The organism is Anaerolineales bacterium (assembly GCA_030583885.1).
Lineage (GTDB): Bacteria > Chloroflexota > Anaerolineae > Anaerolineales > Villigracilaceae > Villigracilis.
This window is the reverse complement of the sequence record CP129480.1, coordinates 3,035,079-3,048,540: the sequence shown is the minus strand read 5'-3', so window position 1 is coordinate 3,048,540 and position 13,462 is coordinate 3,035,079. Positions and strand designations below refer to the sequence as shown.

At 54.8% G+C, this 13,462-nt stretch carries 13 protein-coding genes; 6 read left to right on the top strand and 7 right to left on the bottom strand.

Annotated features, from left to right (window positions below):
* Window positions 1-23: 23 nt before the first annotated feature.
* From QY332_15110 to QY332_15080, 7 genes are read right to left on the bottom strand one after another with little or no spacing between them, the layout of a single operon-like run.
* On the bottom strand, window positions 24-1,682 hold the full coding sequence (locus QY332_15110; protein WKZ34945.1) for an alpha-glucosidase: 1,659 nt from the start codon (window positions 1,680-1,682) through the stop codon (window positions 24-26).
* Between the two features lie 2 nt (window positions 1,683-1,684).
* Window positions 1,685-3,274, bottom strand: coding sequence for an amidohydrolase (locus QY332_15105; protein ID WKZ34944.1), 1,590 nt, complete (start codon window positions 3,272-3,274; stop codon window positions 1,685-1,687).
* A gap of 38 nt (window positions 3,275-3,312) precedes the next feature.
* Complete coding sequence (locus QY332_15100) at window positions 3,313-4,212, bottom strand: UbiA family prenyltransferase (GenBank protein ID WKZ34943.1); 900 nt, start codon at window positions 4,210-4,212, stop codon at window positions 3,313-3,315.
* A 23-nt stretch (window positions 4,213-4,235) separates the two neighbouring features.
* Window positions 4,236-4,946, bottom strand: a complete 711-nt coding sequence (ubiG, locus tag QY332_15095) for a bifunctional 2-polyprenyl-6-hydroxyphenol methylase/3-demethylubiquinol 3-O-methyltransferase UbiG (GenBank protein ID WKZ34942.1) — start codon at window positions 4,944-4,946, stop codon at window positions 4,236-4,238.
* Window positions 4,933-6,072: a sedoheptulose 7-phosphate cyclase gene (locus tag QY332_15090; protein WKZ34941.1), complete on the bottom strand. Its 1,140-nt coding sequence runs from the start codon at window positions 6,070-6,072 to the stop codon at window positions 4,933-4,935. Before QY332_15090 ends, ubiG begins: the two co-directional genes overlap by 14 nt.
* Window positions 6,069-6,548, bottom strand: a complete 480-nt coding sequence (locus QY332_15085) for an S-ribosylhomocysteine lyase (protein ID WKZ34940.1) — start codon at window positions 6,546-6,548, stop codon at window positions 6,069-6,071. Before QY332_15085 ends, QY332_15090 begins: the two co-directional genes overlap by 4 nt.
* A 30-nt stretch (window positions 6,549-6,578) precedes the next feature.
* Window positions 6,579-7,820, bottom strand: coding sequence for a sugar phosphate isomerase/epimerase family protein (locus tag QY332_15080; protein ID WKZ34939.1), 1,242 nt, complete (start codon window positions 7,818-7,820; stop codon window positions 6,579-6,581).
* Between the two features lie 21 nt (window positions 7,821-7,841).
* On the opposite strand from QY332_15080, the gene mnmA reads away from it, so the two are divergent.
* The 6 genes from mnmA (at window position 7,842) to QY332_15050 (ending at window position 13,454) form a co-directional block, all read left to right on the top strand.
* Window positions 7,842-9,146 carry a tRNA 2-thiouridine(34) synthase MnmA gene (gene mnmA / locus QY332_15075; GenBank protein WKZ34938.1) on the top strand — a complete coding sequence of 435 codons (1,305 nt, stop codon included), beginning with the start codon at window positions 7,842-7,844 and terminating at the stop codon, window positions 9,144-9,146.
* Between the two features lie 48 nt (window positions 9,147-9,194).
* Complete coding sequence (locus QY332_15070) at window positions 9,195-11,105, top strand: prolyl oligopeptidase family serine peptidase (protein ID WKZ34937.1); 1,911 nt, start codon at window positions 9,195-9,197, stop codon at window positions 11,103-11,105.
* Window positions 11,083-11,361 (top strand): hypothetical protein, encoded by a 279-nt coding sequence (locus QY332_15065; protein ID WKZ34936.1) that lies wholly within the window; start codon window positions 11,083-11,085, stop codon window positions 11,359-11,361. Before QY332_15070 ends, QY332_15065 begins: the two co-directional genes overlap by 23 nt.
* A gap of 108 nt (window positions 11,362-11,469) precedes the next feature.
* Window positions 11,470-12,126, top strand: a complete 657-nt coding sequence (locus tag QY332_15060; GenBank protein WKZ34935.1) for an exopolysaccharide biosynthesis protein — start codon at window positions 11,470-11,472, stop codon at window positions 12,124-12,126.
* Between the two features lie 15 nt (window positions 12,127-12,141).
* Window positions 12,142-13,062: a DUF368 domain-containing protein gene (locus QY332_15055; protein ID WKZ34934.1), complete on the top strand. Its 921-nt coding sequence runs from the start codon at window positions 12,142-12,144 to the stop codon at window positions 13,060-13,062.
* Window positions 13,063-13,079: 17 nt separating this feature from the next.
* Window positions 13,080-13,454 (top strand): VanZ family protein, encoded by a 375-nt coding sequence (locus QY332_15050; protein WKZ34933.1) that lies wholly within the window; start codon window positions 13,080-13,082, stop codon window positions 13,452-13,454.
* The last annotated feature ends 8 nt before the right edge of the window (window positions 13,455-13,462 follow it).

Below are 13,462 nucleotides of genomic sequence, written 5' to 3'. Positions count from 1 at the left end.
CTCAGCGCAACGGAACCCGCGACTCAAATCCGCCGCACAGATTCGAATATCATACCGCCGAACCCGCCGAGATGAATGCTCTCATCTCCGACCTGATCGTTTTCCGTCAGGGACATCAGTCGCTTTGCGGCTTTAAGGGGAATTTGTTTCCCGTCTTCATCGAAATTCATCACCACGACGATTTTTTCGCCGTCTACTATTCGCCGGTATCCCAGCACGCCCCTCGGCAGGCCGTCCAGCAGTTCGAGCGAGCCTTCCCGTAAAGGGAAGTGTTCACCGCGGAGTTTCACCAGCCCGCGGATGGTATTCATCAATGAGCGTTCATCCCCGCTTTGCATTTCCACATTGATTTCCTTGTAATTTTCATGGATGGGCAGCCATGTCCCTGTGGCGGACGAAAATCCCGCGTTCTTCTTCCCGTCCCATTGCATCGGTGTGCGGACTTCATCGCGGTTGATCAGCAGGCCGAGCCTGTCGAACACGAAACGCGGGATGGATTTGAATTTATGGGGTATGGGGTCGTGCGCGGAAGCAAAGGGCATGGGCAGGTCGGTCAGGCCGAGCTCTTCGCCGTAGTACAGGCATGGCACGCCGCGCACCGTGAGCTGGAACATGGCGAGCAATTTCGCTTTTCGTATGTCATTCCCCAGACGAAGGATGCTCCTGTGCCGGTCGTGATTGCTGAACACATACACCGGCATGTACGGGTCGGGGTAATGAGTTTCCATTTCCTGAAGGAGGTTGCGGAAATACCCTGCGCTGAACTTGAAGTTCAGCATTCCGAAATCGAAGACCAGCCCCAGGCCGTTGTTGCTTTCATCCCCTAAAAACCTGCGGATGATGTTCCTGTCCCCGCTGACCTCGCCCAACAGCATCCTGTCGCCGAATTCATCGCAGACACTGCGCAGTTCCCGCGCGAACTCAAAACTTTCAGGCTGGTTCAGGTTGTATTTTGCCTCCTGAAAAAAACCGGACGGGTCATCCTCGGTTGGGACCAGTTTGAATGAAAACGGGTTTTTCCGAAACCCTGCATCCTTGTAGATGACGTTGAAGATGTCCAGCCGAAAGCCGTCCACGCCTTTGCCCAGCCAGAAGCGGACGATGTCGAGCATTGTCTTTTTTACTTCGGGGTTGCGGTAGTTCAGGTCGGGTTGGAAGGGCAGAAAACTTGCCCAATAATATTGCCCGCGTTCGGCGGCGTAGTGCCAGCCGTTTCCGCCGGTCATGCTCTGCCAGTTGTTCGGCTTGCCCTCCCCCCATCCCGCCCGGGCTGGATGGGGGGAGTTGGAGGGGGGCTGCCAGATGTACCAATCCGCTTTGGGGTTGTCGCGTGAGGAACGCGATTCCCTGAACCACGGATGTTGGTCTGATGTGTGGTTCAGCACCATGTCGAAGACGATCCTCATCCCGCGCTTGTGGACCTGTTCGATCAATTGCAGGGCATCCTCCATGGTCCCGTATTCTGGGGCGATGTCGGTGTAGTCCGAGATGTCGTAACCGGTATCCGCCTGCGGCGAGGCAAAGAACGGCGAGATCCAGAGGGTTTCGAAGCCCAGTTCCTGGACGTACTCCAGTTTTTGGAGGATGCCCTGCAGGTCGCCGATGCCATCGCCGTTGCTGTCGTAAAACGAGCGCGGATAGATCTGGTAAATGGTTGTGTTGTGATACCAGGGTGTTTTCATGGCTATGCTTCAAAAACGATTTTGCCGTCCACCATTGTCATCGTGACTTTTGCGGTTGAGATCTCTTCAGGCTTCAGCGCAAACAGGTCATTCGAAAACAGAACAAGGTCGGCGAGATACCCTTCCCGCACTTGTCCCTTTTCATTTTCCTTGAACTCTGCATAGGCTGCATCGCGGGTGTAACCGAGGATCACTTCTTCGAGTGTAAGTCGTTGGTCGGGATCGTTCGCATCCCACTTGCGGCGGTTGAGCGCCGCATGCATGTGGATCATCGGGTCGAACGGCGCCACCGTCCAGTCACTGCCGAGCGCGAGGTGCGCGCCCGCATTTTTGATATCGCGCCATGCGAACGATTTTCCCCAGCGTTCCCTCCCGACACGGTCCAGCCAGACATCCCCATCCTCCGCGCTGAGCGGCGCATGTCCGCTCTGCATGGATGCAATGACTCCCAATTGCTTGAAGCGTGGCAGGTCGTCTGGATGAATGACTTCGATGTGTTCCACACGATGACGGCTGTCCCGCCTCCCATTTGACCTTTGAACTGCTTCATACCCGTCGAGCGTCCGCCTCACTGCGCCATCCCCGCAGCAGTGGACGAAGATCTGCAATCCCATGTTGTCGCACAAGGACGCCATGCGTGTGAAATGTTCTGCGGAGAAAATGCCCTGCGGCTTGGCATCCGGATTATCCGCATAGGGTTCGAGGTTGAGCGCGGTGTACGATTCCCAGACACCGTCCATGAAGAATTTTGCAGCCCCGCCGCGCACGTATTCGCCCTGCACCTTTGACATCTCTGCGGCTTCCTGCAGGTCCTGTTCGCTGGTTTCGGGTTTGATGTGATACGGCACATAGGCACGCAGGGTCATTTCGCCCGCATCTTCGAGCGCGGCATAGCTCATCAATTCCTGCATATCCCCGTTCATGTTGTGCACGCTGGTCACACCGCTGGCGTTGATGCGCGCAATGACCAGCTTCAACAGTTCGCGTTTGCGGGCTTCGCCCGCTTCGGGGATCAGGTCCGCGACGAGGTGCATGGCGGTCTCGCGCAGTTCGCCTGTGGCGATGCCGTTCCCGTCACGGACGATGACGCCAACCCCCTTGGCTTCCAGGCCGGGCTGCAGGATGCCCGCCATTTCGAGCGCCTTCGTATTTGCCCAGGAGGTGTGCCCGTCATAGGCGTTGATGTACATGGGTCTGTCCGGGAGGATCCTGTCCAGTTCTTCGCGTGTGGAGACGATCCCATATTTGATGCCGCGTCCGTCCACCCATGCGGAGGTTTTGTTCTGCGCGGAAAAATCCGTCAGAATATTTTTTACATCGTTCAAGTCTTTTGCTTCATATAATTGCGCGCTGCCCGCCCAAATAGCTCCCCAGAGCAGGTGGAAATGTGCATCAATGAAGCCTGCGGTGAGCGTCCGTCCCCGCCCGTCGATCACCCGCGTTGCCGGACCCTTGAATGCTTTTACGCTGTCGTTAGTGCCCACATGGATGATGCGGCCGCCTGTTACCGCCACGGCTTCCGCGCGCGGCATGTCCGCGCTGGCGGTGAAGACCTTTGCATTTTCGATCACAACTTCGGCTCTGACGGCCATTTTGTTTTCCTTGCTGCCCGCGCTGACCATGGCGGATTCTATGCCTGCACCAATAGGAAGATGGTGATGAGCACGAATTGTGCCGCCGGATAATGGCTGGCTTTATCGAACAGCGCCGCCGCCAGACGGCCCTCCTGTAATTTGTAGAGTTGGTAGCCCGGCTGCAGAAGCAGAATGTATCCAATGACAGCGCTTGCAAGCAGGTAGGGCAGACCAAGGGTTAAGGGGGATGCCAGCGGAAGAAGCATGCTGGCCGCCGTTGTCAGCCCCAGTGAAATCATGACGATCAGCCCGGCCTTTTGAGGGCCAAAGTGAATCGGGATTGTTTTTGCGTTGACACGCCTGTCTTCAGCTGTATCGTTCCAGTCCGCCGGAATATTTTGCCCGCCGATTTCCCAAAAAAAGACCCATGCCAGCAGGAGCAGCAGCAGGGCTGGCGGCGATGGATTTGGGTCGACTGCAAATATGGCTGCAATGGGGCCGCTCGACTTGACCAGCCCGCTGACAAATGTTCGCAAATAGGAGACCTTTAACAGCAGGCAGTAGATGATCTCCAGAATGGCGGCGGCGATCAGGATGAAGACGATCACGGGGTTGAGCAGGTAGGAACCGACCAGGGCTGCTGCAAACCAGCCCGCAAACCAAAGCAGGCCGCTGCGGTAATCGAGCACGTCCTGCGCCAGCGGATGGCGCAGGACAGACGCCTCCACGGAATAGCCGGCATTGATGCCGCCGCTGAATTTCTCGCGGTCCACCGCAATGCCGGCCAGGTCATTCAGGGCGTAGATTGCCGTGTACGCGGCAAAGGCGGTGAAGAGCGACAGCAGGATCACCTGCCATTGCGGGAAATGGCCCAGCCATAGCAGTGCATAAAAGCCGGGCGCGGCAATATCCAACACCCCGTGGGTGGTCCTGGAAAGTGCAAAAAAACGTTTCATATGCCATGTCTCCGATGGAGAAATTATTCCTGCTTGATGAAGTGCATCATGTAATTCACATCTTCCCTGCCTGCGGCAACCTTGAACCTGCGGGTGAAGGGGTTATACATCAGGCTGGCAAGCCTTGAAAATTCGAGCGTGTTTTCCTGCGCCCAGTGTTTCAGTTCGCCGGGGCGGATCAATTTTTTATAGGTATGGGTTCCCCTTGGCAGCAGGCGCAAAACATACTCGCCGCCAAGGATGGCAAACAGGAATGCCTTCGGGGTGCGGTTGATGCTCGAAAAAAAGGCGTGGCCGCCCGGTTTGAGCGCCTGTGCGCAGGCGGACACGATTTTCCCCGGATCCGGCACATGCTCCAGCATTTCCATGCATGTAACAGCGTCAAAGCTGCCGGCATGGTTTCGGGCGGTTTCTTCGATGCTTTCATAGCGGTACTCGATCTCCAGCCCGTGTTCCTGGGCGTGACGCCTGGCGGTTTCAATGGAGGCCTGCGAGAGGTCAATGCCTGTTACCTGTGCGCCGTCGCTGGCGAGTGCCTCCGACAGGATGCCGCCTCCACAACCCACGTCCAGGATCCTGGGATTGCGCACGGTTAAATTTTCCATGATGAATTTTTTGCGCAATGGGTTGATGGTGTGCAGGGTTCCCATTTCCCCTTTTGGATCCCACCAGGTTTGCGATACCCTGTCGAACTTGTCTATCTCCTTATGGTCGGCATTTTCAAATGTTTTCATGGGGTACTGCCATCCAATCTCCAATTATTTTTAATGCGGATTCGATCTCGTGCAGGCGGATGTCATTGGCGAAAACACAGCCTCCCAGTCCGTGGGGCAGGGGCGCGTTTTGCAGCCCGTTGCGGTGATAGGTGCGCTCCTCCAGTGATTGCCAGAGCAGGTGCGGGTCAAGCGTGGTCGTGTCCGCTGTAATTCCCAGCCTGCCGATCAGGTGAAATATCCGGCCGGTCTCCTCGTCTGATATGAGAGTACGCGATGAGGCGATCAGCGTGGAGACGATGATGTCCAGCAGAACCGCCTCGCCATGGAACAGGCTGTCTGTGTGGCGGGTTTCCAGCCCGTAGCTAAAGGTGTGGCCAAAATCCACTTTGCGCGCCAGCTCGTCTTCGAATAAATTCGGCATCAATTCCTCCAGCATTCCTTCAATGGCGCGGTCAAGAATTGCGCCGCCTTCGGGGGTTTGGAATTGGGCGTCCACGCTTTGAACCCCGTCTGCCTCCAGCATGTGGAACAGTTCAGCGTCTTTGATAATGGCCAGCTTGATGATTTCACATACGCCGTTCAGAATGTGGCGTTTTGGCAGGGTTCTAAGCAGGGATTTGTCCAGCAAAACCTTTTGCGGGGGGTGAAACACCCCCAGCCGGTTTTTGTTGCCGTTGAAGTTGACGCCGGTTTTTATGCCGATGGACGCGTCAATGTACCCCATCAAGGTGGTCGGAACCTTGATGTGCGGCACACCGCGGCGGTAGCTGCCGGCGACGAATCCCACCACATCGGTCAGCACGCCTCCGCCAATGGCAATGATGGGTTCATCCCTGCGGTGAATGGGGAAGCTGTCCAGTTCGTGCGCGATGGCCAGAAAACTTTCCACCGTTTTGTTTTCCTCACCGCCGGGGAAGGTGACGATCTTCGCCTCCATGCGCTGGTGATCGAAGTAATTTCGGATGTCGGCGGCGTAATGCATGCCGACATTTTCGTCCACAACGACAAATCTGCGCGCGTTCTCGATCCTGCCCACGGATACCAGCGCCCGATTCTGCGGGTGGAAAAGATCGGGGGCGTTGACTATCTCATATTCAATGCGATGTTGATGAGTGATGCTCCGCCTGCCTGTTCCTTCTGTCATACCACCTGCCGCCACCTGGATTTGGAATCCAACAGCCTCCTGGCAACGTTGCGGGCAAGCTCCACGCTGTGGTTCCTGAAATTGCCGCATTGTTCGCTGTTGGCATAGGGCACCTCGCCGGCGCCTAAAATATCGTTCAATATTTTTTCGTACACGCGGCAGATCCTCTCCGCATGCCCCTCATTGTACAGAACAAGGTAAAATCCCGTCTGGCATCCCATGAGTCCCACGGACAGGAAGCTTTGCGGCAGATATTTTTGAAAACCGGCCAGCAAAAAATGTTCGAAGGAATGCATCTCGGTCGAAGACAAAAAGTCTGTATTGGGCTGGTTGATGCGCAGATCAACGCAGAAAACCACATCGCCTTTCGGACCCTCTGTCCATGAACGCAGTTTTACGTGAGGGGCCTTCAACAAGCGGTGATCCAGTTCTCCGACGGTGCCGGCAGCCCACCCCAGTTCCTCAACATTTATCATATATCCGTCCTCCATCTGATCGAATCCCTGTTATACATATCGGGACAAATGCCTGAAACTGTCGTGCAGTGCCTTTTCCCACGATTGCACATGGTGATAGAGCTCCACGGACGCATAGCCGGAGAAGCCGTTGTCGGTCAGCGCTTTGAAGCTGGACTCAAAATCAAGCGTTCCCTCCCCCGGGATTTCGTGGAAATGGACAATGCCCGTCAGGGTATTTGCAACCATCCTGTCCACGAGCGGTCTGCCGTCCGCATTGCGGGTGCTGCGTAAATAAATGAGTATGGGCCTTGCCCGTTCCAGCACGTCGTAGCTCAATCCCGGAATGGAGATCAGGTAGGTGAAAATTTCATCATCGAAGGGTGTCGCGCCTGCAAACAGGCTGTTGTAGTCCACATGGGCTGGATGCTTTGAAATGTCGACTGCATTCAGGATGGTTTCAATACGCTTGGCCTGTTGCTTGCCGGGTTTTTCATCGTGAAAATAGATGGGGTGATTTCTATCCACCAGCAGGTAATCGGCATATTCGGGGAAGTAGATCAGGTAGCTGGCAAAGTCCAGGTCCATGACCGGGTTTTCGGAGATCTTGATAATTTTCAGGTTGTACCCCTGCCGCGCGTCAGAGACATGCAAATAGCGTGTGTGCGGGGCGGCCTGCGCCAGGGCGGAGACATAATCCTTCTCCGAGCAGTACATGTGGCAGATATCCAGGTGCAGTTGGAAGCGGGGAGAGTTGATTTCATTGATGAGACTCATGCCCTCTTCCACAGTTTCGATGAACATGCCGGGTTCCGGCTCGATCAACAGGCTGATATCTTCATCGTCGCGGATCGACTTCAGGCATTGATGGATGCTGTCCACCAGCAGCTCGCGCGGATTGACGGTCGGATTCGCAACATGCTCAGCCCGGATAAAGCCGCTTCCAAATGTGACCAGGGAAACGCCCAGTTTGCGGGCAACGTCGATGCCCCGTCTGACAAGGTCGATGCGGCGTTTCCTGCCTGCCAGATCCGGGCTCATCAGGGACGGCTCGTGCGGCCTGGAGGGTGTGAAGAAATGTGAGGCGGTTGCCACACAGGCCGCTTTGACCTCGACATTTTCAAATCGTTTTTTTATGGCGGCGGTGTATTCATCGGTGATATCAAACGGATTGAACTGGTCTCGATGGAAGGAAAGCTCAATACCCGCATAGCCCGCCTTGTCCACAATCTCGATTGAGTCCAGAAAATTCAGGTCGGTTAATCCAAACGTGCTGTAACTCAGTTTTATCATTGCTGTTGCTCCAAGGGTATTATGAACCTGCTCGCCGGCGCAACAGACAACCTGCTGTATGTTTATGTCAAACAAATCATTCCGGGTGGCATGGATCAACCTCCGCCCGGGTCGGTTTTGAGCGCGCTCGTGTCTATGCCTGCCGGCAATTTGCGATTCTACCACGTGGATGCCGGGAATCGGTTCCATAGTTCAAGGTTTTTATGCGGCATGCGCATCATCAGGCAGGCAGCCTCCTGGTTTATAATCACGTCCATCATGGAGAAACAAAAGGTGGTCGTCGCCATGTCCGGCGGTGTGGATTCGTCCGTTGCGGCGGCGCTGCTCAAACAGCAGGGGTATGATGTGAGCGGCATGATGCTCCGTTTGTGGAGCGAGCCGGGCAGGGAGGATTCCAACCGCTGCTGCACACCCGATTCGATGGCCCAGGCGCGGCGCGTGGCGGGCCTGCTGGATATCCCCTTTTATGTGATCGATGCGAAGGATGTCTTTCGTGAAACCGTGGTGCAGTACTTTCTCGATGGATATGCGCGCGGCGAAACGCCCAACCCGTGTTTGGTATGCAACCGCCAGATCCGCTGGACCTTTTTGTTGAACCATGCACTTGCGCTCGGTGCGGAGTATATGGCCACCGGCCATTATGTGCAAATCAGGAGCGATGAAAGCGGAAAACAGCAGCTGCTTCGCTCAGTGGATCATTCCAAGGATCAATCCTACGTTTTGCACGTCCTGACACAGGAACAGCTCGCCCATGCGCGTTTCCCGGTGGGGGAACACCCCAAGCCTGAAATACGCCGCCTCGCCTCTGACTTTGGCCTGCCGACGGCTTCGAGGCCGGATTCCCAGGATCTATGCTTTCTGGCCGGCGGCGATTACCGCAACTTCCTGCAGCGCAACCTGCCGGAGATATTGACACCCGGTGAGATCGTAACGGTGGATGGAAACGTACTCGGCGAACACAGCGGACTGGCCAACTACACCATCGGTCAGCGCAAGGGACTGGGGCTGGCTTCGCCCGTCCCGTTATATGTGATTGCGAAAATGGCGGAAAGCAACGCGCTTGTGGTTGGTGCGCAGGCTGAACTTGGCGTGGCGGAATTGACCGCGCGTGACGTCAACTGGGTGAGCGGGGAGGCTCCGCTGGAACCGTTCCATGCACAGGTGAAGATTCGCTATACGGCGAAGGAGGTCGCGGCCTGGGTGCTGCCGATGGACGGCAACCAGGTGCAGGTCAGGTTCGATGCGAAGGTGCGGGATGCAACCTCCGGCCAGGCGGCAGTGTTCTATCAGGGGGATGTCATGCTCGGCGGCGGGATCATTGTCTAAAAAATGCGCGTAGCCAGTCTATTAAGAAATAAGATGAAAGGATGTTCCATGAACTATCATATTGAGTCACTGTTGTCGGCGCGTTTGTTCGTTGTGCCGCAGTTTGCAGAGGAGCGTATTTATTTTCTGAGCAACCTCTCCGGGCACTTGAGTTTGTATGCCATGTACCATGGCGGGAGCGTGCCGGAGCCGTTGCTGCCGCCGCACATCGCCTTGCAAAACCCGGAATTGATCGGCGGGCATTCGTTCTATGCCATTCCTGAACTCGATACGATTTTGGTGATGATCGATAACAACGGCGATGAAAATTATCAGCCGATGTTGATTTCTTTGGAGGGTGGTTTCCCTGTACCTGCGTTCGATAATTTCTTCAAAGACTATCGCGTGCATTTGGGCGAGTGCGACCGCGCCAAAGGCATTGTCTATCTTGGGGCGGAACGCCGCGACAGGCCGTGGCATGAACTCTATCGCGGCAATTTGAAGACCGGCGAGTTGACCATGATTGCCGAAAGTGAATTTGGTTTCGGCGTGGCGGATCATTCACGCGACCACAGCAAGTTGCTGCTTGGCACGGGTTACTCGGTGGGGGATGGAGTGTTGTGCCTGTGGAACAAGGGCAGGCTGGAAACGCTCTACGGCAAATTAATGGAAGACCGCAGGCCGGGCGAGCAGGTTCCGTTGAACGGCTTGGGCAGCGCTGTGTTCTCGCCTTCGGGCAAGGGTGTTATCACCAGCAGTTCTGTTTTTGAAGATACCTACAGCCCGGGTTATATCTCACCCAGGAAGCCGGGTGTGTTGAAGCCGATCAGCATCAAGGGACTGGTACACAAAGGCATCGGCGAAATGGATGCGATTGGGCATGTCCATGACGACCTTTTCACGCTCACCTTCAACATTGACGGTTGTTCGTGGGCGTATGAATGTACATTCAACGAAGAGAAATTGGAATTCAAGGTCAAGCATGTTTTGATTGGGCGGGAACCGTTCGATGGCGGCACGCTCGAACATTTGGATTACGACAAGGTCGAAGATATTTTCACCTTTTCGCTTTGCACTGCCATCTCGCCGACGCAGATCTATTCCATCGAAGGCAAGCAGCGCGCGAACTTGTTTCTGCACACCAATGAGAAAATTTTAGGAATCCCAGATGCGTTACTCTCCAAAGGTGAAGACGCCTCTTTCACCTCGCATGATGGCTTGCGGGTTTCTGCCCGGCTTTACTGCCCCGCCAAAGCGCTCGGATTCAAAGGCCCGCGCCCGCTGGTGTGCTACATTCACGGCGGTCCGCAGGGACAGGAACGCCCGAACTTTGCGTGGTTCTCGATGCCGCTCATCCAATTCCTCACCCTGCGCGGATTTGCCGTCTTCGTCCCGAATGTGCGCGGCTCCACGGGCTATGGACTTTCCTACACCAAACATGTTGACCGTGACTGGGGCGGCAAGGACAGGCTCGACCACGTCCACGCGATGACGAAAACCCTGCCGAATGACAAGCGCCTCGACGTGAATCGTGCCGCTGTCGTTGGACGTTCCTATGGCGGATACATGACCCTCATGCAGGCAGGTTTGCACCCTGATTTGTGGAAAGCCTCGTGTGATATGTTCGGTCCGTATGATCTGGTGACCTTTTCCGAGCGCATCCCTGAAACGTGGAAGCCGTATTTCAAACTTGCCATCGGCGATATCGACAAGCCCGAAGAACGTGCCGACTTGATCGAGCGTTCGCCCAAGACGCATCTGCACAACATGGTCGCGCCTATGCTCGTCATTCAGGGAAGGAATGATCCGCGTGTGGTGGCGGCAGAGTCGGAAGACCTTGTGCGTGAGTTGAAGTCGAAAGGCAAGCCCATCGAACTGCTCATCTTCGAGGATGAAGGACACGATGTCCTGAAATACGAAAACCGCGTGGTTTGTTACAACGCGATCACGGATTTCTTTGCAAAATATCTACACCCGTAACATGACATTCCCAACCATTCTATTCGGGCTGGTCGTTGCCGTATTGATCGGCGTGCTCTTTCATATCTGGCGCGGCGGAAACGGCTGGCGCCTGCTTTTTTACGTTAGCTTGAGCATCTTTGGGTTTGCGCTGGGGCAGGCGGCCGCTATGATCAGCGGCTGGGGGCTGTACATGTTTGGGATGTTGGACCTCGGCCTGGGCGCGTTCGGAAGCGCCCTGATTTTGCTGGCAGGGAACTGGCTTGTCCGTTCATAACACCTGTCTGTGGAAGGTTTTCTCCGTTGCATGTTATCGAAGAACGGCGTATACTTCGCCGGTCAAAATTGTGACTGGCGGATGGATGTTCAATAGGAGAGAATCTCTGTGGATAATGTAGTTATATCAACCAGCGATGAACCCGGTCTTCAAACCGAATCGCTTGGTGAAAAGATCGAACTCATCATCGAAAAATTACCCCCAACCGAAGTGACGCTTGTCGAGATCATGGACATTGTTGGCGCGGATAGTCTGTTGCTATTAACGGTCTTTCTCTCACTCGTTTTCCTCGTGCCGGTCTCGATCCCCGGTGTAAGTACGGTCTTTGGGTCTGCTATTTTGTTGATCGGCATGACTCGGCTGTTCTCCCGCAAATTGTGGCTGCCGGAAAAGATTGCCATCCGCAGACTTTCTGCTGATAAACTGCGGCAAGGTTTCAAAAAAGCACTGGTCTGGTTTCACCGCCTCGAAAATATCAGCCATCCGCACCGCCTGAGCGGCTTGACAACCGATGGCGCGATGACGGTTTTGAATAATCTGTCGTTTATCTTTGCAGCTGTCCTTCTGATGGCTCCGTTTGGTTTTATCCCATTCAGTAATACCCTTCCCGCGCTTGCCCTCGTTTTTCTTTCCCTTGGGATGATACAGCGGGATGGGGTTTTTTTTGTGTTGGGAAATCTTTCAAATCTCCTGACGGTTATTTACTTTGGTTTCCTTCTGGCAGGGGGCAGTTGGTCCATGCATGAATTCCTTCAAATACTCTAAAGGTGAAATAAAGTTATGGAACAAAACACCACTAAAAAAAGAACATTATTGGAATATTTCTGGATCAGCGCGCGCGGATTTGCGATGGGCGCGGCGGATGTCGTGCCCGGTGTATCGGGCGGCACAATGGCATTTATCCTCGGCATCTACGATGAACTACTCGCCTCGATCCATGCCGTTGATCTGAATTTCATCCGCCGCATTCTCACTTTCAAATGGCGCGAAGCCTTTGCCGATTTTCCCTGGAAATTTTTGCTTGCGCTTGCCCTGGGTATCGGTGCGGCAATCCTGACCCTGGCGAACGCCCTGCACTGGGCGCTGGAAAATAAACCCGTATTTATCTGGTCATTTTTCTTCGGGCTGATCGTCGCCTCGATTGTGACTGTCCGCAGGCGCGTCGCTTCGTGGAGTGGGGTGAATATTCTGGCTGCAGCGGCTGCCACGCTTGGAGCCTACATCCTCGTTGGGTTAACACCTTCTGAAACGCCCCATACCCCGCTCCTGCTTTTTCTGAGCGGCGCCGTCGCCATCTGCGCCATGATATTGCCGGGCATATCCGGCGCATTTATCCTCGTGCTTTTGGGAAAATACGCCTATGTTCTTGGGGCAGTGAAGAATTTTGATCTGGTGACGATTGCGCTGGTTGGCGCAGGCGCGGTCGTCGGTCTGCTTGCTTTTGTCCGTTTGCTGCGTTGGATGTTGAACAAAAACCACGATCTTGTCGTATCCATCCTGATGGGTTTCATGCTCGGATCGCTACGCAAGGTCTGGCCCTGGAAAATCCTTGAACCTGTCCATGAGTCATTCGTTCGCGAGATGAATTTTATTCCGTCGGCCTTTAATGGTGAAGTCATGCTGGCGCTTGGATTCATGATTCTGGGCGTTGCCCTGGTGCTTGTGATCGAATACGCTGCGAATCGGCGCAATATTGAATAAATCCGCCCGGGCTCCTTATGAAATGGCTGACGGTCGTTTTTGCGTTTTTTCTGACCACGATCATCATTCTTGCCGATCTGGGATATATGCAGGGCAGGTTAAGGCTCCTGCACTTGATCCCCTATGGAGACAAGCTCGGACATTTTTTACTCGTCGGGGTGCTCAGCTTTCTGCTGACTGCCAGCCTGCTCCAGGCGCATCCCTCCCGCGACCCAGCCTGGATCGCCGTTTCCGTTGGTTTGATCCTCGGTTTTATATTTACGGTCGAGGAAGCCTCCCAAGCCTTTATCCGCGGGCGGGAGGCTTCGTTTAAAGACCTGTTTGCCAACTATGCGGGGATCATATTCTTTGGTTTTCTCGCATGGATATTAAATGGAAAGCGGGCGCCTTGAGACGCCCG

Excerpts from the sequence above, each read along its gene's own strand:
- QY332_15110 (WKZ34945.1), bottom strand. The coding sequence starts at position 1,682 with ATGAAAACACCCTGGTATCACAACACAACCATTTACCAGATCTATCCG.
- QY332_15105 (WKZ34944.1), bottom strand. The coding sequence starts at position 3,274 with ATGGCCGTCAGAGCCGAAGTTGTGATCGAAAATGCAAAGGTCTTCACC.
- QY332_15100 (WKZ34943.1), bottom strand. The coding sequence starts at position 4,212 with ATGAAACGTTTTTTTGCACTTTCCAGGACCACCCACGGGGTGTTGGAT.
- ubiG (WKZ34942.1), bottom strand. The coding sequence starts at position 4,946 with ATGAAAACATTTGAAAATGCCGACCATAAGGAGATAGACAAGTTCGAC.
- QY332_15090 (WKZ34941.1), bottom strand. The coding sequence starts at position 6,072 with ATGACAGAAGGAACAGGCAGGCGGAGCATCACTCATCAACATCGCATT.
- QY332_15085 (WKZ34940.1), bottom strand. The coding sequence starts at position 6,548 with ATGATAAATGTTGAGGAACTGGGGTGGGCTGCCGGCACCGTCGGAGAA.
- QY332_15080 (WKZ34939.1), bottom strand. The coding sequence starts at position 7,820 with ATGATAAAACTGAGTTACAGCACGTTTGGATTAACCGACCTGAATTTT.
- mnmA (WKZ34938.1), top strand. The coding sequence starts at position 7,842 with ATGAACCTGCTCGCCGGCGCAACAGACAACCTGCTGTATGTTTATGTC.
- QY332_15070 (WKZ34937.1), top strand. The coding sequence starts at position 9,195 with ATGAACTATCATATTGAGTCACTGTTGTCGGCGCGTTTGTTCGTTGTG.
- QY332_15055 (WKZ34934.1), top strand. The coding sequence starts at position 12,142 with ATGGAACAAAACACCACTAAAAAAAGAACATTATTGGAATATTTCTGG.
- QY332_15050 (WKZ34933.1), top strand. The coding sequence starts at position 13,080 with ATGAAATGGCTGACGGTCGTTTTTGCGTTTTTTCTGACCACGATCATC.